Origin of the sequence: Kosakonia sp. 1610 (assembly GCF_050435845.1) — a bacterium.
Taxonomy (GTDB): Bacteria; Pseudomonadota; Gammaproteobacteria; order Enterobacterales; family Enterobacteriaceae; genus Kosakonia; species Kosakonia cowanii.
Genome location: NZ_JBNDKZ010000013.1, coordinates 42,021 through 63,368, shown reverse-complemented (window position 1 = coordinate 63,368; position 21,348 = coordinate 42,021). Strand labels below are relative to the sequence as shown.

General features: G+C 57.9%; 19 protein-coding genes and 1 pseudogene. 9 read left to right on the top strand and 11 right to left on the bottom strand.

All coding sequences use genetic code 11. From position 1 onward, the window contains the following. Positions 1-116: 116 nt before the first annotated feature. The 7 genes from ABIC80_RS22365 to rhaB form a co-directional block, all read right to left on the bottom strand. Positions 117-1,121 (bottom strand): ABC transporter permease, encoded by a 1,005-nt coding sequence (locus ABIC80_RS22365; protein WP_094422601.1) that lies wholly within the window; start codon positions 1,119-1,121, stop codon positions 117-119. Beyond that, entirely contained in the window at positions 1,118-2,122 is a 1,005-nt protein-coding gene (locus ABIC80_RS22360; protein WP_242389194.1) for an ABC transporter permease, read from the bottom strand. Before ABIC80_RS22360 ends, ABIC80_RS22365 begins: the two co-directional genes overlap by 4 nt. After that, positions 2,119-3,630, bottom strand: a complete 1,512-nt coding sequence (locus ABIC80_RS22355) for a sugar ABC transporter ATP-binding protein (RefSeq protein ID WP_429178605.1) — start codon at positions 3,628-3,630, stop codon at positions 2,119-2,121. Before ABIC80_RS22355 ends, ABIC80_RS22360 begins: the two co-directional genes overlap by 4 nt. Before the next feature lie 45 nt (positions 3,631-3,675). Next, the gene (rhaS, locus tag ABIC80_RS22350; RefSeq protein WP_023479368.1) at positions 3,676-4,662 is read right to left on the bottom strand and encodes a rhamnose ABC transporter substrate-binding protein; all 987 of its coding nucleotides are present in this window, start codon (positions 4,660-4,662) and stop codon (positions 3,676-3,678) included. A gap of 114 nt (positions 4,663-4,776) precedes the next feature. Continuing rightward, positions 4,777-5,607: a rhamnulose-1-phosphate aldolase gene (gene rhaD, locus ABIC80_RS22345; protein WP_429178603.1), complete on the bottom strand. Its 831-nt coding sequence runs from the start codon at positions 5,605-5,607 to the stop codon at positions 4,777-4,779. 236 nt (positions 5,608-5,843) lie between these two features. Then, positions 5,844-7,103, bottom strand: a complete 1,260-nt coding sequence (locus tag ABIC80_RS22340) for an L-rhamnose isomerase (RefSeq protein ID WP_263753580.1) — start codon at positions 7,101-7,103, stop codon at positions 5,844-5,846. Then, positions 7,100-8,569, bottom strand: a complete 1,470-nt coding sequence (gene rhaB, locus ABIC80_RS22335) for a rhamnulokinase (RefSeq protein WP_263753578.1) — start codon at positions 8,567-8,569, stop codon at positions 7,100-7,102. The genes ABIC80_RS22340 and rhaB overlap by 4 nt, the downstream gene beginning before the upstream one ends. A gap of 300 nt (positions 8,570-8,869) precedes the next feature. Here rhaB and rhaS (ABIC80_RS22330) point away from each other — a divergent pair, with 300 nt between their 5' ends. After that, positions 8,870-9,706, top strand: a complete 837-nt coding sequence (rhaS, locus tag ABIC80_RS22330; RefSeq protein WP_023479306.1) for an HTH-type transcriptional activator RhaS — start codon at positions 8,870-8,872, stop codon at positions 9,704-9,706. A gap of 73 nt (positions 9,707-9,779) precedes the next feature. Further along, the gene (rhaR, locus tag ABIC80_RS22325) at positions 9,780-10,628 is read left to right on the top strand and encodes an HTH-type transcriptional activator RhaR (RefSeq protein WP_023479373.1); all 849 of its coding nucleotides are present in this window, start codon (positions 9,780-9,782) and stop codon (positions 10,626-10,628) included. Here rhaR and rhaT read toward each other — a convergent pair whose 3' ends face one another. Further along, a complete protein-coding gene (rhaT, locus tag ABIC80_RS22320; RefSeq protein ID WP_270222563.1) occupies positions 10,629-11,663 on the bottom strand; it encodes an L-rhamnose/proton symporter RhaT in 1,035 nt (344 codons plus the stop codon). It lies immediately after the preceding gene. Positions 11,664-11,950: 287 nt separating this feature from the next. Here rhaT and sodA point away from each other — a divergent pair, with 287 nt between their 5' ends. Continuing rightward, a complete protein-coding gene (sodA, locus tag ABIC80_RS22315; RefSeq protein WP_023479369.1) occupies positions 11,951-12,571 on the top strand; it encodes a superoxide dismutase [Mn] in 621 nt (206 codons plus the stop codon). A 78-nt stretch (positions 12,572-12,649) separates the two neighbouring features. On the opposite strand, the gene ABIC80_RS22310 is transcribed toward sodA, so the two are convergent. After that, the gene (locus tag ABIC80_RS22310) at positions 12,650-13,552 is read right to left on the bottom strand and encodes a dihydrodipicolinate synthase family protein (protein WP_429178601.1); all 903 of its coding nucleotides are present in this window, start codon (positions 13,550-13,552) and stop codon (positions 12,650-12,652) included. Between the two features lie 162 nt (positions 13,553-13,714). On the opposite strand from ABIC80_RS22310, the pseudogene yiiM reads away from it, so the two are divergent. Further along, positions 13,715-14,456 (top strand): annotated as a pseudogene (gene yiiM, locus ABIC80_RS22305) (6-hydroxyaminopurine reductase). Here the strand turns inward: yiiM and cpxA are convergent. Together cpxA and cpxR are read right to left on the bottom strand one after the other, a co-directional pair. Continuing rightward, positions 14,421-15,794 carry an envelope stress sensor histidine kinase CpxA gene (cpxA, locus tag ABIC80_RS22300; protein ID WP_054804135.1) on the bottom strand — a complete coding sequence of 458 codons (1,374 nt, stop codon included), beginning with the start codon at positions 15,792-15,794 and terminating at the stop codon, positions 14,421-14,423. The pseudogene yiiM and the gene cpxA sit on opposite strands and share 36 nt — an antisense overlap. Next, a complete protein-coding gene (gene cpxR / locus ABIC80_RS22295) occupies positions 15,791-16,489 on the bottom strand; it encodes an envelope stress response regulator transcription factor CpxR (protein ID WP_034812606.1) in 699 nt (232 codons plus the stop codon). The genes cpxA and cpxR overlap by 4 nt, the downstream gene beginning before the upstream one ends. A gap of 151 nt (positions 16,490-16,640) precedes the next feature. On the opposite strand from cpxR, the gene cpxP reads away from it, so the two are divergent. The 5 genes from cpxP (at position 16,641) to ABIC80_RS22270 (ending at position 21,340) form a co-directional block, all read left to right on the top strand. Further along, complete coding sequence (gene cpxP / locus ABIC80_RS22290; protein ID WP_023479354.1) at positions 16,641-17,135, top strand: cell-envelope stress modulator CpxP; 495 nt, start codon at positions 16,641-16,643, stop codon at positions 17,133-17,135. Positions 17,136-17,284: 149 nt separating this feature from the next. After that, positions 17,285-18,169: a CDF family cation-efflux transporter FieF gene (fieF, locus tag ABIC80_RS22285; RefSeq protein WP_094422585.1), complete on the top strand. Its 885-nt coding sequence runs from the start codon at positions 17,285-17,287 to the stop codon at positions 18,167-18,169. Positions 18,170-18,370: 201 nt separating this feature from the next. Continuing rightward, a complete protein-coding gene (gene pfkA / locus ABIC80_RS22280) occupies positions 18,371-19,333 on the top strand; it encodes a 6-phosphofructokinase (protein ID WP_023479317.1) in 963 nt (320 codons plus the stop codon). Between the two features lie 146 nt (positions 19,334-19,479). After that, a complete protein-coding gene (locus ABIC80_RS22275) occupies positions 19,480-20,469 on the top strand; it encodes a sulfate ABC transporter substrate-binding protein (RefSeq protein ID WP_279794791.1) in 990 nt (329 codons plus the stop codon). A gap of 112 nt (positions 20,470-20,581) precedes the next feature. Next, positions 20,582-21,340 carry a CDP-diacylglycerol diphosphatase gene (locus ABIC80_RS22270; protein WP_429178599.1) on the top strand — a complete coding sequence of 253 codons (759 nt, stop codon included), beginning with the start codon at positions 20,582-20,584 and terminating at the stop codon, positions 21,338-21,340. Positions 21,341-21,348 lie beyond the last annotated feature (8 nt).

Here is a 21,348-nt window from a genome sequence, read left to right as displayed (position 1 = left end):
CGTATTTCTCCTTGATTTGGTTGAATCCTGACCGGCGGCAATGCTCCCTGTCGCCGGATGAAACTTTTTCCGCTGGCGCTTTGATGTAAGTCGCCATCCGGCAAGCCATGCCTGCGCTACAGCCGCCTGCGCTGCAACAGGCGGCGGGTGAGGATCGGCAGTGAAATCACCACGATCAGCATCGCGCCGACAATAATCGACATCACGATCCCCGGCACGTTGAGCAGGCTCAGGCCAAAGGTCACCAGCCCCATCAAAAAGGCGGCGATAATCACGCCGACCATGCTGCCGGAGCCGCCGAGAATATTGACGCCGCCGAGCACCGCCATTGTCACTACGGAAAGCTCCCAGCCCAGCGCGATAGTTGGGCGCGTGCTGCCGAGGCGCGACGTGAGCAGCACCGATGCCAGCCCCGCCATTAACCCCACCAGCGCAAAGAGGATCAGGTTATGGCGCTTCACATTAATCCCGGCATACCACGCGGCGGTCGGGTTATTGCCGATGGCGTAAGTGCGGCGGCCAAAGTTGGTTTTGTGCAGCAGAAAGGCAAACAGCAGCCCGAGCACAATAAAGAGCGCAAACTCGAACGATAGCGCGCCCCAGACGTAGCCCTGGCCGAGCCACGCGAAGCTCTCCGGCCAGCTATTCAGCGCCTGGTCGCCCAGCAGGATGTAGGAGATGCCGCGGTACAAGCTCATGGTGCCGATGGTGATGACAATCGATGAGAGGTTGAAGCGGGTCACCAGAAAGCCGTTGAATAATCCGCACAGCAAACCGACGCCCAATCCCACGCAGATTAACAGCGGCGTATCGACGCCCGCCTGCGCGCAAAAGCCCATCGCCGTTGAGCTGAGCGCGATGGTGGCGGCGACCGAGAGATCGATCTCCCTGGCGATAATCAGCATCGCCATCGGCAGCACGATGATCGCCTTCTCGGTGAAGTTGAAGGTGGCATCTGACAGGTTCCAGATATTAAGGAAGTAGGGCGAGGCGAGGGCGTTGACTACAAACACCGCCAGCGTCACCGCCAGTAAAAACCCCTCCCAGCAGAGCAGACGACGCAAGAGTGGCGTCGGCGCAGCTGGGCTATTTACCGCTTCAGAAGTGAGGATTTTGCTCATGATTTCACCGCCTGTTTCTGCCGGGCCAGCGCCGCATCGCGCAGGATCAATCGCCCTTTGCGCTTATTGCCACGCTCGTTGAGCAGCACCGCAATCACGATCACCGTGCCGGAGATCGCCATCTGCCAGAAGGGCGAGACGCCAATCACCGGCAGGGCATTGTTGATAACGCCGAGGAACAGCGCGCCAAACAGACAGCCGAGCACGCGCCCGCTGCCGCCCATGGTGCTGATGCCGCCAATCACACAGGCGGCTACCACCTGTAGCTCAAAGCCGTTGGCGACATCGACATAAGCGACGGCGAAGCGCGAGATCCACAAGTAGCCGCAGAACCCGGCCAGCGCGCCGGAGAGGCAGAAGCTGACAAACTGCATCTTGCCGGCGTTGATGCCGGTGTAGTAGGCCGCCGTGGCGTTGCCGCCTGCGGTATAGAGTGCCCGTCCGCTGCGGCTGTAGCGCAGAAAGTAGCCGACCAGCAGCAGCGCGGCGATGGCGCACCAGCTCAGTACCGGTAGCCCCAACAACCCGCTGCGCGGCACGGCAAGGAAATCGGCGCTCATCTGGTTGGCGTTCACCCAGCCGCCGCCGGAGAGAAGAAAGATAATGCCGCGGTAGATGCTCATGGTGCCGAGCGTCACCACAATCGCCGGAATACCCAGTTTCCATACCAGCAGGCCGTTGATAATCCCCATCAGCAGCCCGAGCGCAGTTGCCAGCAGCAGCAACGCCCACACCGGCACATCCGGGTGATGGAAGTTAATCAGCGCGACGATCATGCCGGTGAGCGCCAGGTTTGCCGCCATCGACAGATCGATCCCTTTGGTCAGCAGCACCATCATCTGCCCGAGGGCGAGAATGATCAGGATGGCAGTATCGTTGAACATCTCTACCAGGTTGCCGGGGCTGATAAAGGCGGGCACGCGGCTGCCGATTGCCAGCATCAGCAGCACAATCACCGCGCCGAGCAGCGCTTCACGATGTTTAAGCAGTGCGTTCATCATGCGGCCTCCTGCCCGGCACCGCTGGCGGCGCTGACAATGGTTTCTGCCGACGCTTCTCCGGCCCGGTAGTGCGCGACCATCAACCCTTCATGCATGACGATCACCCGATCCGCCATGCCCATCACTTCCGGCAGTTCGGAGGAGACCATAATCACCGCCAGCCCCTGCGCCACCAGTTCGGACATAAACTGGTGCACCGCCGCTTTCGAACCGATATCGATCCCTTTGGTTGGCTCATCGAGAATAATCACCTGCGGCTGGGTGGCGAGCCACTTACCGATCACCACTTTCTGCTGATTGCCACCGGAGAGCGTCTCAACCGCCTGCTTCCAGCTAAAGGCTTTAACCTGCAAACGGCGGGCGTACTCCTCCGCCAGCGCCCACTCTTTGGTATCGTTCAGCACCCCGTTGGCGTTGAGCGTGCTCAGTTGCGGCAGGCTGATGTTCTGGGCAATCGACAGGGCGGTGATCGCCCCCTGCTGCTGACGCTCTTCCGGCACGCAGACAATCCCGGCCTGAATCGCATCCGCCGGCTGGCGGAACTGCACCGCTTTGCCGTTAAGGATAATGTCGCCAGAAGCGGGACGCGTTACGCCGCAGAGCGCCTGCATCAGCTCGGTACGTCCGGCACCCACCAGGCCATAAAAGCCGAGGATCTCCCCTTTGCGCAGGCTGAAGTTGATATGGGCGAACTCGGTGGCATGGCAGAGATCCTTCACCTCCAGCACCACTTCGCCCGGCTCGCAGGCGATTTTCGGCCAGCTCTGGCTGATGGCGCGCCCGACCATCAGCGTCACCATCCGCGCCTCGGTAATCTCGTTGATAGCACCGGATTCGATAAAGACGCCGTCGCGCAAAATGGTGTAGTGATCCGCCAGTTCGAAAATTTCATCGAACTTGTGCGAGATAAAGAGGATCGCTTTGCCCTCCTGCTTCAGGCGCTCAACGATGTGGTAGAACTCCAGGATCTCGTGCTGCGAGAGGGCGGCGGTCGGCTCGTCGAGGATCACCACCTGCGCGTCAAAGGCGAGCGCGCGGGCAATCGCCACCATATGACGCTGGGCAATACTGAGGGTTTTAAGCGTCGCGCGCGGATCGATCTGCACCTCCAGCCGGGCGAGGATGGCCCGCGCCTGCTGATGCATGGCGGGCCAGTCGAGCTTTTTCAACAGCCCTTTATAGAGATAATGGCCAACAAAAATATTTTCGGTGACCGACAGCTCGTCGAACAGCACCGTCTCCTGGTGAATGGCGGTAATGCCCACTCTGTGTGCCGCATCGGGTGTCGGCAGAGAGATGGGGATCGCTTTATAGAGGATCTCGCCCTCATCGGGCTGATAAATGCCGGTCATCACTTTGACCAGCGTCGATTTGCCCGCGCCGTTCTCGCCAATCAGGGCGGTTACGTGGCCAGGCCAGAGATCAAGCTGTACGTTCTCAAGTGCGCGCACGCCGGGAAAGCGCTTGCTGATGCCCTTAAGCGACAGCAGTGGGGTGGATGCCGTCATGATAACTCTCCGGTTTTGCCCCCTCCCGTCAGAGAGGGGAAAGGGTCAGAACATCTTCGAGAACTTATCAATATTGCTGGCATCGTAGACGAAGGGTTGCGCCATCGCGCCATTGCCGTCGGCATCCAGCGTCACTTTCCCTAAGCGGCCCATGCTGGCTTCCGTTTTCGTCGCCGTCCCTTTCACCAGATCGTTTGCTAAATAGGTAGCAGCATAGCCGAGATCGATCGGGTTCCAGATGGCAAAACTTTTACTCGCGCCGGATTTGATGGCACCCGCCATTTCAGAGGGCAAGCCGAGACCGGTAACGTAGACTTTGCCGATTTTGCCCTGATCCTTCACCGCCTGCGCGGCGGCGACAATGCCGACGGAGGAGGGGGAAACAATCACTTTCAGATCCGGGTAGGACTTCAGCAGGCCGACCGCTTCGCGGTAGCTTTTATCGGAGAGATCGTCGCCATAGGCGACGGTGACCAGATTGACGGAGGGGTACTTCGGCAGCACCTTTTTCATCTCCGCAATCCAGATATTCTGGTTGGTGGAGGTGGGCGTGGCGCTCAGAATAGCGACGTCGCCCTTCTCAACATTCAGCGCTTTCAGCGCATCGGCGGCAAGCTTGACGTTGGTTTCGCCAATCAGCGCGTTGTTGGAGGGGTTAAGATGGATCTGCCGCCCGGCTTTCGCCACGCCGGAGTCCCACGACACTACTTTGATACCGCGCTGCATCGCTTTTTTCAGCACTGGCACTACCGCGTCCGGATCGTTGGCGGAGATGGCGATCGCATCTACCCCCTGGGCGATCAAGCCGTTCAGCACTTCGATCTGCGCTTCCGCGGTGGTGGTGGTCGGCCCGGTGTAGATCACTTTAACGTCGCCTAACTCTTTCGCTGCCTCCTGCGCGCCGGTGTTGGCGGCTTCAAAAAAACCATTCCCTAACGATTTCGCCACCAGGGCGATTTTCACTTCGGCGATGGCGGAACCGGATAACGCCATCATGACAACTGTGAGGATCAAGCTTGCTTTTGTTTTCATTGCTCGTACTCCACGGATGACACTCCCGTTCGCTTTCGTGTTGCCGAAATCACAGGGAGTGGTTTTTGCAGGTGAACAGAGTTCGCCCCGTCTGCGTGAGCGGGGCGCGTTTTTTTAGTGGTACAGGTCTAACGCCGATTGCAGCGGGTTGACGCCGAAGCGTTTGCCCAGTGCGATCAGTTCTTCACGGGTGATGGTCTGTTTCATACCGCCCATCGAATAGACTTTGACTAACACCTCGGCGGATTTTTCTGCGGTGTCGATCAGACCAAAAGCTTCATCCAGCGTCGGGCCGCTGCCGAAAACGCCGTGGAATGGCCACAGCACCAGCGAATGTTTCTGCATGTCGTTGGCGGTGGCGCGGCCGATTTCATCGGTGCCCGGCACCATCCACGGCAGAATGCCGACGCCGTCCGGGAAGACCACCAGGCACTCGGTGCTCCCTTCCCACAGCTTGCGGGTAATCAGATCCGAGATGTTTTCCAGCACGTAGGTCAGGGCGATAAGGTTGGTGGCGTGGCAGTGCATGATCACCCGATCTTTGCCGCCGGTCGCCTGGATGCGCTCGCAGTGGGACAAGAAGTGCGCCGGCAGTTCGGAGGTGGGCACCGCTTCGTTAGTCAGCCCCCACAGGATGTGATAACCGGCGCCGTCGCTGTCGACTTTGACCACGCCGAGGTTGGCCGTTGGATCGAGTTGCACGTTGCGAAAAAATTTGCCGGAGCCGGTAACGATAAACGGCGTGTTGGCGAGCAGCGGCATCGGCTGGCTGAGGGGAATGTAGCGCGGCTGCGGGTGGAAATCTGCTTCATAGGGCGCAATATCCGCATCGTCGAGACGCAGGGTCAGGTTGCCGCCGTTGCGCTCGTCCCAGCCTTTTAGCCAGGCGTCGGTCGTCGCTTTAATCATCCCCTGGACGAACCAGGCGTTAATAATGGTCTGCATGTATGGAGTTCCTGTTGGTTCTGTTGCCGGATGGCGCTGCGCTTATCCGGCCTACGTGAATCGGTTTCTCTGTAGGCCGGATAAGGCGCGAGCCGCCATCCGGCACAGCATTCGTTAAGCGGTACGCCTCTTTTGTAGGCCGGATAAGGCGTAAGCCGCCATCCGGCACAGCATTCGTTAAGCGGTGCGCCTCTTTTGTAGGCCGGATAAGGCGTAAGCCGCCATCCGGCACAGCGTTACTGGCGCTGGCGTAATACCGCTTGCTCATATGCCCGCACGCTCTCAAGCCACTGGCTACCGGCGGGGGTGTCGTGGCGTTGGCAATAGATCTCCCACACCGCCTGCCACGGCAGGGATTTCTGCTCTTCGAGCAGCGCAAGGCGCGCGGTGTAATCGCCGTCGACTTCCAGCTGGCGCAGCTGTTCAACCGGCTCCAGCAGGGCGCGCAGCAGCGCTTTTTTCATATTGCGGGTGCCAATCACCCACGCGGCGATACGGTTGATAGAGGCGTCAAAGAAGTCGAGGCCGATATGCACGCGATCGAACAGCTTGTGGCGAATGATCTCGCTGGCAATGGCCTGGGTTTCGTCATCCAGCAGCACCACGTGATCGCTGTCCCAGCGCACCGGGCGGCTGACGTGCAGCAGCAGGCGCGGCACATAGAGCATGGCGGCGGAGATTTTGTCGGAGATCACTTCCGTCGGGTGGAAGTGGCCCGCATCCAGGCAGAGCGCGGTCTGGCGGCTGGTGGCGTACCCCATATAGAACTCATTCGAGCCGACGGTGTAGCTCTCGGCACCGATGCCGAACAACTTGCTCTCCACGGCATCGATATGGTGCGCCGGGTTCAGTTTCTCGCTCATCGCCTCATCGAGCGCCGCCAGCAGACGCTGGCGCGGGGCCAGGCGATCGACCGTGACATCCTTCATGCCGTCCGGCACCCAGATATTCATCACCGACGGCGTGCCGAGCTGCTCGCCGAACGAGGCCGAGACGCGGCGGCTGGCTTTAACATGATCAATCCAGAACTGGCGCACCTCATCATTGGCGTGGGAGAGGGTAAAGCCGTCGGCGCTGAGCGGGTGCGAAAAGCAGGAGGGGTTAAAATCGAGCCCCAGCTTGTTGGCTTTCGCCCACGCAACCCAGTTTTTAAAGTGCTCTGGTTTGATCTCGTTGCGCGCCACGGGCGCATCGGCTTCGTGATAAATCGCGTGCAGATTAAGGCGTTTAGGGCCGGGGATCAGGCTCAGCGCCTGCTCAAGATCGGCGCGTAATTCGGCGGCGTTGCGCGCTTTACCCGGGTAGTTACCGGTGGCCTGGATGCCGCCAGTCAGGCTGCCTTCCGGGTTTTCGAACCCGGCCACATCGTCGCCCTGCCAGCAGTGCATCGAGACCGGCAGGCGATCGAGCTGACGCAGCGCCTCCTCGGCGTCGATGCCGACCGCGGCAAAACGCTCTCTGGCAATCTCCCAGGCCTGTTCAAGTTGAGTGGTCATGCGCAAAGCTCCTTTGTCTGTCGTTTTTGCTGAAAACGCGCGACATAGCGGGCGATTTCATTATCAGAATCGGGGGTAAAGGTGAGCAGGGGGTGGTTAGCCGCCACCACCTGACGGAACTGATCGACGTTGGTCAGCTCATCGAGCGTCATTAGCTGTACGCCAATATTGCCGAGCGTTGAGGCTTCAACCGGCCCGGCGACCACCGGCAAACCGCAGGCGTCGGCGCAAAGCTGGTTTAACAACTGGTTCTGGCAGCCGCCGCCAACAATGTGCAGGCGGGTAAAGGGCTTGCCGCGCAGGGTTGCCAGCTCGCTCAGCACATCGGCATAGAGCAGGGCGAGGCTGTCGAAGATGCAGCGTGCCAGTTCCGCCGCGCTCTGCGGCACGGGTTGATCCGCGTCGCGGCAGGCAGCCTGGATCTCGGCGCTCATATTCGCCGGGTTGATAAAACGTTCATCGTTGGGGTTGATGATGAAGCGGCAGACCGCAATCTGTTCGGTAAGGGCGATAAGTGCGGGCAGGTCGCTGATGTTCTGCTCTTTCAGCACCCGCTGTAGCAGCCATAAGCCCATGATATTTTTCAGCACCCGATAGCGCCCCTCGGCACCGCCCTCATTGGTGATATTGGCGGCGAGCGCGGCGTCGCTGGTGTAGGGCGTTTTGCTCTCAAAGCCCATTAATGACCAGGTGCCGGAAGAGAGGTACGCCGCATCGTTATCGGCCAGCGGCGAGGCGATCACCGCGCTGGCGGTATCGTGGCTGGCAACGGCGACGACCGGAATGGCGTTGCCCTGCGGGCAGATCCAGTCGCCAATCACATTCCCCGGATGGGTTGGTGTACCAAACCAGCTTGCGGGCACGCCAGCCCAGTCGAGCAGCGTGGGGTCCCAGTTGTCGGTGTTGATATTGACCAGCTGCGTGGTGGTGGCGTTGGTGTACTCCCAGTTGCGCTGCCCGGTCAGGCGGAAGCTGAAGTAGTCCGGGATCAGCAGGGCGTGTTCCACCTGCTCTACGGTGTGCGGCTGCTGTTCCGCCAGTGCGCGCAGCTGGTAAAGAGTATTGAAGGGGAGAAACTGGATGCCGCTGCGGCGATAGATATCGGCTTTGCCCGGCTGCTGGAAAGCGCGCTGCATAATGCCGTCGGTGCGGCTGTCGCGGTAGGCGATTGGCAGGCCGACGCGTTCGCCCGCGCGGTTAATCAGCACATAATCGACGCCCCAGGTATCAATGCCGATGCTGTCAGGCTGCACGCCGGATTCGCACACCTTTTGCAGCCCGGTGCGGATCTCGGCTTCAAGGCGGTCGATATCCCAGCAGTCGAAGCCGTCGACTCTCTGTAAGCAGTTAACAAAGCGGTGAATTTCCTGAAGTGTCAGCGCCCGGCTCTGGCGATCGTAACGCGCCAGCATTACCCGTCCGCTGGAGGCACCTAAATCAACCGCGACGCAGTGGCGAAAAGTCATGATGAGGTCCTTCAAAGAGTCATTGCGGACAGTCTAAAAAAGGGGCGTGGGGTCTACCTTCTTGCTACTGACAGCGGCGAAGGGGCGCTGGCAAGAAAGCAAAGATGAACGTGAGAGAGTTCACAAATTCCAGTGATGACGCGGCGTTGCGCCATTGTGACTCTCGCCACATTTCCCGATCTTTCCGGGCGTTTCTTGAAAAACGGGCAGCTTATGCGCGAAATGGTGTCGAAAATTAAAGGTGAGGTTGGCCGCCCTTAATTACTATTTTGAGACTGTTTCTCATTTGCTGGGGCGATCATGACCATACTGCATAGCGTTGATTTCTTTCCGCCAGGTAAATCACCGGTTGCCATTGAGCCGCGGCTGCCGCAGGCGGCTTTCCCTGAGCATCATCATGATTTTCATGAGATTGTGATTGTTGAGCATGGCTCCGGCATTCACGTCTTTAACGGTCAGCCTTACACCATCAGCGGCGGCACGGTCTGCTTTGTGCGCGATCATGACCGTCATCTTTATGAACACACCGATAATCTCTGCCTGACCAACGTGCTCTACCGCTCGCCGGATGCTTTCCAGTTTCTTGCCGGGTTAAACCAGCTGTTACCGCAGGAGCAGGAGGGGCACTACCCGTCGCACTGGCGGGTGAGCCAGCAGACGCTGGGGCAGGTGCGCGGCATTATCAGCCAGATGGAGGCGCAGGGCGCGGAACTGGAAACTCACGATATTGCTAACCGCGAAATGCTCTTTATGCAGCTGCTGGTGCTGCTGCGCCGTAGCAGCCAGCAGGCGGAGATGGGCAACAGCGATGCGCGGCTTAACCAGTTGCTGCTGTGGCTGGAGGATCACTTCGCGGAGGATATCTGCTGGGCGTCGCTTGCCGAGCGCTTCACGCTCTCGTTGCGCACGCTGCATCGCCAGCTTAAACAGACCACCGGCATGACACCGCAGCGCTATCTGAACCGCCTGCGGCTGATCAAAGCCCGCCATATGTTGCGCCACAGCGATGAGAGCGTAACGGATATCGCTTTTCGCTGCGGGTTTGGCGACAGTAACCACTTTTCGACCCTGTTTCGCCGCGAGTTTAGCTGGTCTCCGCGCGAGATCCGCCAGGGGCGCGATACGCTGCTTCAGTAACGAGAAGAGAATCACCGATTTTTGGCTGCGCTTTGGCTAATAATGTCAGGTTAGTGCACGCAGAGGTGATGATGTGACAGGCCAGCTTATTCTTCGTCGGGACGACTTTTTTCCGCGCGCCGGTCAGGCGGTGGCGGTGGCGGATCGCTACCCGCAACATGTGTTTGCCGAACACACCCACGAGTTTAATGAACTGGTGATGGTGTGGCGCGGCAATGGCCTGCATGTGCTCAACAACCGCCCGTACCGCATTACGCGCGGCGATCTCTTCTATATCCGCGCCGAGGATTGCCACTCTTACGCCTCGGTTAACGATCTGGTGTTGCAGAACATCATCTACTGCCCGGAGCGGCTGACGCTTAATCTCGACTGGGCGGGGCTGATTCCGGGCTTTAGCGGCGGCGCGTGGAGCCCCCACTGGCGTATCGGCAGCAGCGGCATGACGCAGGCCCGCCAGGTGATTGCCCAGCTGGAGCATGAGAGCAATAAGAGCGATCCGCTGGCGAATGGAATGGCGGAAACGCTCTTTGCCCAGCTGGTGATGACCTTAAAACGCCACCGTTTCGCCGCCGATAACCTTGCCGCCACCCACAGCGAAGCGCTGCTGGATAAGCTGATTACCGCCCTTTCCGGCAGCCTGAATCGCAGCTTTGTGCTTGAACAGTTTTGCGAGCAGGAGCAGTGCAGCGAGCGCGCCCTGCGCCAGCAGTTTCGCTCCCAGACCGGCATGACCATCAACCACTATCTGCGCCAGCTGCGCATCTGCCACGCGCAATATCTGCTCCAGCACTCGGAGCAGATGATTGGCGACATCGCCATGCAGTGCGGGTTTGAGGACAGTAACTACTTTTCGGTGGTCTTTAGCCGCGAAGTGGGGATGACGCCAGGACAGTGGCGTCATCGCAGTCGCGCCGCTGCCTGATTAGCTCGCCATACCGAGGCCGACAATATTGGCCGCGATAATAATCACCACGCAGCCGAGGCTCAGCACGCTGACCGGCTGGCGTCCGGCGTTTTTCCACTCCTTCAGCACCAGCCCGACAATGCCGCCGCACAGCACGTAGAAACTCATGTGCAGCATCCAGCTGATGTAGTCATATTGCGCCGGAATACGGGCGTGGCCCCAGGCGTAGAAGAAGAATTGCAGATACCACATCAGCCCGCCGAGCGCGGAGAGCAGGATATTGCTGATAATCAACGGCGTTGCCAGTGAGAAGTCCGCTTTGACCGATAAATTCTTCACTTTTGCCAGGCGGATAAGGCAGAAGCCAAGGTTGACCAGCGCACCGCCACCCATGATCACCACATAGCTTGGCAGCGCGGTGTAGAGCGGATCGATGCCCAGCGCCGCAGCGGCGTCGTGCATCGGTTTGGCAGCGTTCATCGCAAAGGACATCCCTGCCGAGAAGATGCCGCACATGACCGCCAGCGCCAGCCCTTTTTTCAGATTGAACTCTTCGGCTTTGATGCCCATTTTGCGCTCTTTCAACTGCCCGGCGCGCGTCACAATGCCGACGCCAATCAGGGCAACCAGTACGCCAAGCAGCGTCATCCGGCCCCCTTCGGTATGGATCAGCACGCCAAAAGTGCCGTTGAGCACCGGCGTCATCAGGGTGCCGACAATCAGCGTGATGCCGATAGCAATACCGATGCCCATCGACATGCCGAGATAGCGCATCGTTAAACCGTAATTGATATTGCCAACGCCCCACATCGCGCCGAAGAGAAACACCGGCAGCAGGGTGGAGGCATTAAACGAGCTGAAATAGGCCCAGAAATCGGGCAGTAACAGCGCGCTGATGCTCCAGGGGAGGACTATCCAGGAGACAAGGCCGCCTATCGACCACATCGTCTCCCATGACCACTGTTTGACCTTTTTGAACGGGGCATAGAAACAGGCAGCACTGGCCGCGCCTATCAAATGCCACAAAATACCCATCGTAATCGCGTTACTCATTGTGCACTCCTTTTGTTTTTATGGCCGACAGAGGTCGCCGACTTGCAGAGTGTAAAAATCAGTAAACGATTTAACCTTGAGACGATTGCCGCGCTGCGCCTGGCGCTGGCAATCAGGGCATGATGGGAATGAGCAGCTTCACAATTTCAAGAACATAACTAAAATAGATAACCTTATAGAAACTACGGCATTGATAAACATTTTCAATATCACGTAATTAACTATAATGATCCAACTGCTTACGCGGCGTTAACAATTAAGCCGCCAGACTAAAAATGGAGATGAAAATGAGCTATACACTGCCCGCTCTGCCGTATGCGTATGATGCCCTTGAGCCTCATTTCGACAAGCAGACGATGGAAATCCATCACACTAAACATCACCAGACCTACGTAAACAACGCTAACGCCGCGCTGGAAAACCTGCCGGAGTTCGCAAGCCTGCCGGTTGAAGAGCTGATCACCAAGCTGGACCAGCTGCCGACCGACAAGAAAACCGTACTGCGTAACAACGCGGGCGGCCACGCTAACCACAGCCTGTTCTGGAAAGGCCTGAAAGTCGGCACTACCCTGCAGGGCGATCTGAAAGCGGCTATCGAGCGCGATTTCGGTTCCGTGGACAACTTCAAAGCTGAATTTGAAAAAGCCGCTGCAACCCGCTTCGGTTCCGGCTGGGCATGGCTGGTGCTGAAAGGCGACAAACTGGCTGTGGTCTCTACCGCAAACCAGGACTCCCCGCTGATGGGTGAAGCGATCTCTGGCGCATCCGGCTTCCCGATCATCGGCCTGGATGTGTGGGAACACGCTTACTACCTGAAATTCCAGAACCGCCGCCCGGACTACATTAAAGAGTTCTGGAACGTGGTGAACTGGGACGAAGCAGCAGCACGTTTCGCCGCTAAAAAATAAGTTCGCACACTCCCCCACGCTTGCGTGAGGTCAACCCTCGTCCGGCTTCGCCGTCGGGGGTTTTTTATTGCCTGCGGTTTACCTTCGCGAGGTGATACTAAACACCTGGTCGACGATGGCGCACTGCGCGTCGCTGAGCGTGCCGCCGACGTTGCGCGAGACGGGCGTCGAGTAGCCAAATTTACGTGATACCACGGTTTTGATGGTGGTGACGAAATCATCCCCGATGGCGTAGATCGCCATAAACTTGCCGATCTCCTGCTGCGCTTTGCTCAACCCATCGAGATCGCCGGTGCGCCAGGCTTCTCTCGCCTGCACAAATAGCTCTGGCATGACGTTATTCAACCCGGAGATCACCCCTGCGCCGCCTGCCAGCAAGTTCGGGATGTAGTACTCGTCGTAGCCGCTCAACACGGCGAAATCGCTACGTACCGCCTGGGTGGCGAGGATCATGTTCCGCGTGTGGGACTGGCAATCGACCGTATCTTTGATGCCAGCAAAATCAGGAAACTCGGCGGCCAGGGTGGCGACCAGCTCCGGCGTTAAATCGCAGCCGGTGCGCGCCGGGAAGTTGTAGGCGAACCACTTGCCCTCAACCGCCTGGCCGATGGCGCGAAAGTAGTGCAATAACTGCCCGCTGGTCTGCCCGTAGTAATAGGGCGGCAGCACCATCACCGCGTCATACCCGACGCGCCTCGCCTCTTGCGCCATGCGCACCACATCGGAAAAGCAGGGGGAGGAGACGTTTGCTACCAGCGTGCCCGGCGACATCTCCCGCGCTTCGCGGATAAGCATTAAGCGCTCCTCCAGCGAGAACGAGGCAAACTCCCCGATGCTGCCCATTAGTAGCACGACATCGACTTTTGCCGCGTTCAGGCGGGCAATGTGTTGCGCTAAGCCTGCCAGATCGATATTCCCTTCACGATCCATCGGCGTGATGGAAGGGCACCAGACGCCGGAAAATGGAACTGTAGTGGCCACGTCGCTCTCTCCTCGTTTAATGAAATTGCGTTTCAAAACTCAAGGTAAGTGATAACACGGCATGGCGTCAGACACGCGCATGAATGTCTCATTTTCGCCGCTTCGGGTGAGAAAAAAGTGTGCTCTAATAACGCGACCAACAACGGAATTCCGGGAGGGAAGATGCGCCATCAGGTTAACGTTTTCAGGGGCAAGATAAGGGATTATGACGGCAGCCGACCGAGCGCCATCGCCAAATTGCAGGTGCAGGGGGAGTTGACCCTGACCGAACTGGGCCTTGCCGGCGATGAGCAGGCAGAGAAAAGCTACCACGGCGGGGCGGATCGCGCGCTGTGCCACTATCCGCGTGAACACTACACGCACTGGGCGCAAGCCTTCCCGCAACAGGCCGCACTCTTTTGCGCGCCCGCCTTCGGCGAAAACCTCTCTACCGTCGGGCTGACGGAACAGAATGTCTTTATCGGCGATATCTTTCGCTGGGGCGAGACGCTGATTCAGGTGACGCAGCCGCGCTCGCCCTGCTTTAAGCTCAACTACCACTTCGGCATTGAGGATATGGCCACGCAGATGCAGGCGAGCGGTCGCATGGGCTGGCTCTACCGGGTGATTGCCGCAGGCAAAGTCGCCGCTGACGCGCCGTTAGAGCTGGTATCAAGGGTAAGCGATGTTAGCGTTCATGAGGCCGCGGCGATCGCCTGGTATCAACCGTTTGATGATGAGCAGTATCAGCGCCTGCTCGCGGCGGCGGGGTTATCGGCAAGCTGGACGCGCACGATGCAGAAGCGGCGCCTGAGCGGCAAGGTTGAGGATAACGCCCGGCGGCTGCGCGGATAAAAAAACGCCCCCTCCGGCAGGAGAGGGCGCGTTATCATGCGCGTTTATAGAGCGGCAGCCAGAGGGTTAAGCGTAAACCGCCTAACGGGCTGTCGTCCGCTTTCACCCAGCCTCGATGCTGCTGAATTGCCGTTTCGACAATCGCCAGCCCAAGGCCAGTGCCGCCCGATTCGCGGTCGCGCGCTTCGTCGGTTCGGTAGAAGGGACGGAAAATCTGCTCGCGATCTTCTGCGCTGACGCCAGGACCGTCGTCATCAACGTTGATGGTGATGCCCTCTTTATCCACCGCAAAACTTACTTCGATTTTGGTGTGGGAGTAGCGCAGCGCGTTGCGGACAATATTCTCCAGCGCACTCTCCAGCGCGTTGGGGTTGCCATACAGCGGCCACGGCCCGGGCGGGAAGGTGACCGTCAGGGATTTGCCCATCTGCTCGGCTTCGAACGCGGCGTTATCCAGCACCTCATGCCACAGCTGATTGGCTTTGACCGTTTCGCTGACCAGCGCGTTTTTCTGCTGGTTGCGCGACATCACCAGCAGATCGTTGATCATGCTGTCCAGCCGCTGCGCTTCGGTTTCAATGCGCTCCAGCTCTTTGCTCTCTCCGCTACGGCGGCGCAATAGCGCGGTGCCAAGTTGCAGGCGCGTCAGCGGCGTGCGCAGCTCGTGAGAGATGTCCGACAGCAGACGCTGCTGCGCGGTCATCATGCGCTCCAGCGCGCTCACCATCTGGTTAAAACTGGCCCCGGCGGCGAGAAACTCCTGCGGCCCGGCTTCCAGCTCCGGATGCTGGCGCAGGTTGCCTTGCGCCACCTCATCCGCCGCATTTTTCAACTTACGCGCCGGTTTTGCCAGGCTCCACGCCAGCCACAGCAGCAGCGGTGAACTGATCAACATGGTGACGATCAGCAGCAGCAGCGGGCGGTCGAACAGCAGGTTGATAAAGTCAGATTGCGAATTGCTGGCAGGACGGATCAGGTAGAGCTGGTAGTTATCTTCCCCGTCGCGAATGGAAAAGGGGCCCACCATTTCGACGCGGCCATACTTTTTCTTCTGCGGATGATCGGAGTTATCGGCCTGGCCGATAAAGTTGCGGATGATCTGCATTTCGCTGCGCTCCGCGCCGATCACGCGCCCTTCGCTGGTGACCAGCAGCAGACGTTGACCGGGCGGCGCCCATTTGTCGATGGCGCGAAACAGCCTGCGCCACCACATCAGATCGTTCGGCGGGTCGTTAGCCAGCTCCGCTTCCACATGCTGTTCAATCATCAGACCCTGGCGCTGCTCACTGTCGAGCAGCTCCGTCATCTGGCGGGAGTCCAGCTTTGGCACCATCAATACCAGCATCAACACCAGCGCCAGGGTTAACCAGAAGATGGCGAAGATGCGGGCGGTCAAACTTCCTATCATGAAGCGGAGACCATCAGATAACCGCGACCGCGCAGGGTTTTAAACCACGGATGCCCATCTTTACGCTCCGGCAGTTTGCGGCGCAGGTTGGAGATATGCATGTCGATGGCGCGATCGAACGGCGTCAGGCGTTTACCCAGCACTTCCTGGCTCAGGTGTTCACGCGACACCACCTGGCCTAAATGCTGAGCCAGCAGGTAGAGCAGAGTAAATTCGGTGCCGGTAAGCTCCAGCGACTGGCCGTCAAAGCTCGCTTCCTGGCGGCCAGGATTGAGGCTGAGCGCGTCTACTTCCAGCGTTGGCGAACCGCTGTCGCTGTTCTGCTGCTGTTCGCTCCAGTGGGAGCGGCGCAAAATCGCGCGAATACGCGCCACGAGTTCACGATCGTTAAAGGGTTTCGGGAGATAGTCATCCGCGCCCAGCTCAAGGCCGAGAACGCGATCCAGCTCGCTGCCGCGGGCTGTAAGCATGATTACCGGTGTCTGGTGTGTCTGGCGTAGCTCTTTAAGGGTATCAATGCCGTTTTTCTTCGGCATCATCACGTCGAGCAAAAGCAAATCGATGCTGTCATCAAGGAGGTCGAGCGCCTGTTCACCGTCATGGGCAACGAGCACGTTAAAACCTTCCATGTCGAGAAGTTCCTTTAACAAGGAAGTCAGCTCTCGGTCATCATCTACTAAAAGGATTTTATTCATTGTTTAAATACCTCCGAGGCAGAAATTACGTCATCAAGCGTCGCTAATCCATGACTTTACGTTGTTTTACACCCCCTGACGCATGTTTGCAGCCTGAATCGTAGACTGATTTTCGTTCACTCGTGAGACAAATAGGTTACTGGAGTAAATGATGCGCATCGTTACCGCTGCCGTCATGGCCTCAACGCTGACATTAAGCGCTGTTAGCCAGGCTGCTGAAGCCGTAACAGGCGATAACTGGCACCCCACTGAGGGGATTGCACAGCGCAGTGTTCAGAGCCATATGTTCGACGGTATTAATCTGACCGAACATCAGCGCCAGCAGATGCGGGATCTGATGACACAGGCGCGGCACGACCAGCCACCTGTTAATGTTAGCGAAATGGAGACAATGCACAGCCTTGTCACCGCAGATAAATTTGATGAAACCGCTGTACGCGCTCAGGCAGAAAAAATGGCGCAGGAGCAGGTCGCTCGCCAGGTTGAGATGGCGAAAGTCCGCAACCAGATGTACCACCTGCTAACGCCGGAGCAGCAAGCGGTTTTAAACCAGAAGCACCAACAACGGATGGCAAAGCTGCGTAACGTTGCGCAGATGCAAAAAAGCTCCCCGTTGACGGTAATGAGTAGTAGCAGTACCAGGTAACAACCCCTGTTTTTCCTTGCCATAGACACCATCCCTGTCTTCCCCCACATGATGTGGGGGTTTTTTTTGCCCGCAATTCCTGCCCCTATTTTCTCCATTGCTCCTTTTGCTATCCGTTATAATTCCGCCAACGACAAGCAGGAGCGTGTATGAAAGCATCTTATGGACGGCTGGTCACACGGGCGGCAATGGCGGCAACCATCATGGCGTCGCTGCTGCTGGTGATTAAAATTTTCGCCTGGTGGCATACCGGTTCGGTCAGTATTCTGGCGGCGCTGGTCGATTCGCTGGTGGATATCGCCGCGTCGCTCACCAACCTGCTGGTGGTGCGCTATTCGCTGCAACCGGCGGATGAGGAGCATACGTTCGGGCACGGCAAAGCCGAGTCGTTAGCCGCACTGGCGCAGAGTATGTTTATCTCCGGCTCCGCGCTGTTCCTCTTTTTAACCGGCATTCAGCACCTTGCGCGGCCGGAGCCCTTGCAGAGTGCGGGAATTGGCGTTGCCGTCACGCTGGTGGCGCTGATCAGCACCGTGATTCTGGTCACCTTTCAGCGCTGGGTTGTGCGCAAAACACACAGCCAGGCGGTGCGCGCGGATATGCTTCATTATCAGTCTGATGTTATGATGAACGGCGCTATTCTCATCGCGCTTGGGCTGGCGTGGTATGGCTGGCACCGGGCGGATGCGCTGTTTGCGCTGGGTATCGGCGGCTATATCTTGTACAGTGCGTTGCGTATGGGGTATGAGGCGGTACAGGCGCTGCTAGATCGCGCACTACCCGATGGAGAGCGTCAGGAAATTGTTGATATTGTCACTTCCTGGCCGGGCGTCAGAGGCGCTCACGATCTTCGCACGCGGCAGTCAGGGCCGACCCGCTTTATTCAAATACATCTGGAAATGGACGATCACCTGCCGCTGGTTGAGGCGCACCTTGTCGCTGAACAGGTAGAGCAGGCGATTTTGCGCCGTTTCCCCGGTTCCGATGTGATTATTCATCAGGATCCGTGCTCAGTTGTTCCTCAAGGACGATAAGCCCGCAGAGGCTTTCGTAACGCGTTTTTTAAGTGTGGGTCAGGCAGTGCGGTTGTGTATAAAATACCCCCATTTCGCCTGACCTGAATCAATTCAGCAGTAGTGGATTGAGATACTATTTGCAGCATTGTTGTTCGCTCCCCGTGGGAGTTGCTTCGGGCCACAGAATTTTATTTTGCATTCCTAAGTTCAGAGGTAGTCATGATTAAAAAAATCGGTGTGTTGACAAGCGGCGGTGATGCGCCAGGCATGAATGCCGCCATCCGCGGCGTTGTCCGTGCAGCATTAACAGAAGGTCTGGAAGTTGCAGGTATCTACGACGGCTACCTGGGCCTGTATGAAGACCGGATGATCCAGCTCGACCGCTACAGCGTGTCTGACATGATCAACCGCGGCGGTACCTTCCTCGGCTCTGCCCGCTTCCCGGAGTTCCGCGAAGAGCATATCCGTGCCGTGGCTATCGAAAACATGAAAAAGCGCGGCATTGACGCGCTGGTCGTTATCGGCGGCGACGGCTCCTACATGGGCGCAAAGCGCCTGACCGAAATGGGCTTCCCATGCATCGGTCTGCCGGGCACCATCGATAACGACGTTGCCGGTACCGACTACACCATCGGCTACTTCACTGCGCTGCAAACCGTGGTTGAAGCGATTGACCGCCTGCGCGACACCTCCTCTTCACACCAGCGTATCTCCATCGTTGAAGTGATGGGCCGTTACTGCGGCGATCTGACCCTGGCCGCAGCCATTGCCGGTGGGTGTGAGTTTATCGTTCTGCCGGAAGTGGAGTTCAACCGCGAAGACCTGGTAGCCGAGATCAAAGCCGGTATCGCCAAAGGTAAAAAACACGCGATTGTGGCGATCACCGAGCACATCTGCGATATCGACGAGCTGGCGAAGTACATTGAGAGCGAAACGCAGCGCGAAACTCGCGCGACCGTGCTGGGCCACATCCAGCGTGGCGGTTCGCCGGTGCCTTACGACCGCATTCTTGCCTCCCGCATGGGTTCCTACGCTATCGATCTGCTGCTGCAGGGCTACGGCGGTCGCTGCGTCGGCATCCAAAACGAAAAAATGGTGCATCATGACATCATCGACGCGATTGAAAATATGAAGCGTCCGTTCAAAGGCGACTGGCTGGACTGCGCTAAAAAGCTCTACTAATCCGCACTACGCCCTCGCTGCTGAGGGCGTTTTTTTACCGCAAGATATTCCTCAAAGTTATAGCCAATCTTTTTTTATTCTTTAATCATCGGATCCCTTTCTGGCAGGCTGGTGTCATCAAAATTGACAACCGAAGAGAGCGGGCAATGAATAAATGGGGCGTGGGCTTAACGCTGCTGCTGGCTTCCAGCAGCCTACTGGCAAAAGATATCCAACTGTTGAACGTGTCTTACGATCCGACGCGTGAACTGTACGAGCAGTACAACAAAGCGTTCAGCGCGCACTGGAAACAGGAGACCGGCGACAATGTGGTGATCCGCCAGTCGCACGGCGGCTCCGGCAAACAGGCGACCTCGGTTATCAACGGTATTGACGCCGATGTGGTAACGCTGGCGCTGGCCTATGACGTTGACGCGATTGCCGAACGCGGTCGTATCGATAAAAACTGGATCAAACGCCTGCCCGACAACTCTGCACCCTACACTTCGACCATTGTCTTCCTGGTACGTAAAGGCAATCCGAAACAGATTCATGACTGGAACGATCTGGTAAAACCGGGCGTCTCCGTTATCACGCCGAACCCGAAAAGCTCCGGCGGCGCACGCTGGAACTACCTGGCGGCCTGGGGCTACGCTCTGCATCAGAACGGCGGCGATCAGGCTAAAGCGCAGGAGTTTGTTAAAGCGCTGTACAAAAATGTCGAAGTGCTCGACTCCGGCGCGCGCGGCGCGACCAACACCTTCGTGGAACGCGGGATTGGCGATGTGCTGATTGCGTGGGAAAACGAAGCGCTGCTGGCGACCAAAGAGCTGGGCAAAGATAAGTTTGAGATCGTCACGCCGAGCGAATCTATCCTCGCCGAGCCGACCGTATCAGTGGTCGATAAAGTCGCGGATAAAAAGGGCACTCAGAAAGTGGCAGAAGCCTATCTGAAATATCTCTACTCGCCAGAAGGGCAGGAGATTGCCGCGAAGAACTTCTACCGCCCGCGTGATGCGCAGGTTGCGGCGAAGTACGCCAGCGAATTCCCGAAACTGAAATTGTTCACCATTGATGATGTGTTCGGCGGCTGGAGCAAGGCGCAGAAAGAGCACTTCGCCAACGGCGGCACCTTTGATGAGATCAGCAAACGCTAATTTTTACTGTTAAACCAGCCGGATGGCGTCAGTGCTATCCGGCAAAATCGATGTGTCACTTCGTTTAATTTTTGCGCTATTATGCCGTTTCTTTCAGCAAAGGAAGCGGAAAATGAAAACTGTTAAACGTCTTATGATTGCCCTGCTGGTCCTGATTGTCGTTGCAGCCGCAGGTGTATGGATTTGGATGAAGTTCACCAGCAACCCGGACGCGTTGCGCCAAATCGTCTTTCAGCAGTGCCTGCCCAATATGCGTAATCACAACAACCCCGCACCCTGCGAGCAGGTTAATTTCAAAAACGGCTATGTGTTAATGAAGGACCGCAACGGCCCGTTGCAGTATTTGTTAATGCCCACCTATCTGATTAACGGCACCGAAAGCCCGGTACTGCTTAAGCCTGCGACGCCGAACTTCTTCTGGCAGTCCTGGCAATCACGGGATGTGATGAGCACCCGCCGCGGCAGCCCGATCCCGGATGAAGCAGTCTCGCTGGCGATTAACTCCCGCTCTGGCCGCACGCAGAACCATTTCCATATTCATATCTCTTGCCTGCGTACCGACGTGCGCGAAAAGCTCGATGAGAATGCCGGGCGCATCAGTAGCCAGTGGCTGGCATTCCCCGGCGGGCTGCTTGGGCATGAGTATTTAGCCCGGCGCGTAACGGCGGCAGAGCTGGCGCAGCGCAGCCCCTTCCTGATGCTGGCGGAAGAGGTGCCGGACGCGAAAGCACATATGGGGCGCTTTGCGCTGGCACTGGCGCAGCAGTCGGACCGCTCGTTTGTGCTGCTGGCGACAGAGCGAAATCTGCTGGCGCTAAACCGCGCATCGGCGGAAGAGATTCAGGATCATCAGTGCGAGATCCTCAAATAACCCCACCA

What these genes read in the sequence shown, in the direction of transcription:
- ABIC80_RS22365 (WP_094422601.1), bottom strand. Translation starts at nt 1,121, where the DNA reads ATGAGCAAAATCCTCACTTCTGAAGCGGTAAATAGCCCAGCTGCGCCG.
- ABIC80_RS22360 (WP_242389194.1), bottom strand. Translation starts at nt 2,122, where the DNA reads ATGATGAACGCACTGCTTAAACATCGTGAAGCGCTGCTCGGCGCGGTG.
- ABIC80_RS22355 (WP_429178605.1), bottom strand. Translation starts at nt 3,630, where the DNA reads ATGACGGCATCCACCCCACTGCTGTCGCTTAAGGGCATCAGCAAGCGC.
- rhaS (WP_023479368.1), bottom strand. Translation starts at nt 4,662, where the DNA reads ATGAAAACAAAAGCAAGCTTGATCCTCACAGTTGTCATGATGGCGTTA.
- rhaD (WP_429178603.1), bottom strand. Translation starts at nt 5,607, where the DNA reads ATGCAGACCATTATTAACGCCTGGTTCGTCCAGGGGATGATTAAAGCG.
- ABIC80_RS22340 (WP_263753580.1), bottom strand. Translation starts at nt 7,103, where the DNA reads ATGACCACTCAACTTGAACAGGCCTGGGAGATTGCCAGAGAGCGTTTT.
- rhaB (WP_263753578.1), bottom strand. Translation starts at nt 8,569, where the DNA reads ATGACTTTTCGCCACTGCGTCGCGGTTGATTTAGGTGCCTCCAGCGGA.
- rhaS (WP_023479306.1), top strand. Translation starts at nt 8,870, where the DNA reads ATGACCATACTGCATAGCGTTGATTTCTTTCCGCCAGGTAAATCACCG.
- rhaT (WP_270222563.1), bottom strand. Translation starts at nt 11,663, where the DNA reads ATGAGTAACGCGATTACGATGGGTATTTTGTGGCATTTGATAGGCGCG.
- sodA (WP_023479369.1), top strand. Translation starts at nt 11,951, where the DNA reads ATGAGCTATACACTGCCCGCTCTGCCGTATGCGTATGATGCCCTTGAG.
- cpxA (WP_054804135.1), bottom strand. Translation starts at nt 15,794, where the DNA reads ATGATAGGAAGTTTGACCGCCCGCATCTTCGCCATCTTCTGGTTAACC.
- cpxR (WP_034812606.1), bottom strand. Translation starts at nt 16,489, where the DNA reads ATGAATAAAATCCTTTTAGTAGATGATGACCGAGAGCTGACTTCCTTG.
- cpxP (WP_023479354.1), top strand. Translation starts at nt 16,641, where the DNA reads ATGCGCATCGTTACCGCTGCCGTCATGGCCTCAACGCTGACATTAAGC.
- fieF (WP_094422585.1), top strand. Translation starts at nt 17,285, where the DNA reads ATGAAAGCATCTTATGGACGGCTGGTCACACGGGCGGCAATGGCGGCA.
- pfkA (WP_023479317.1), top strand. Translation starts at nt 18,371, where the DNA reads ATGATTAAAAAAATCGGTGTGTTGACAAGCGGCGGTGATGCGCCAGGC.
- ABIC80_RS22275 (WP_279794791.1), top strand. Translation starts at nt 19,480, where the DNA reads ATGAATAAATGGGGCGTGGGCTTAACGCTGCTGCTGGCTTCCAGCAGC.
- ABIC80_RS22270 (WP_429178599.1), top strand. Translation starts at nt 20,582, where the DNA reads ATGAAAACTGTTAAACGTCTTATGATTGCCCTGCTGGTCCTGATTGTC.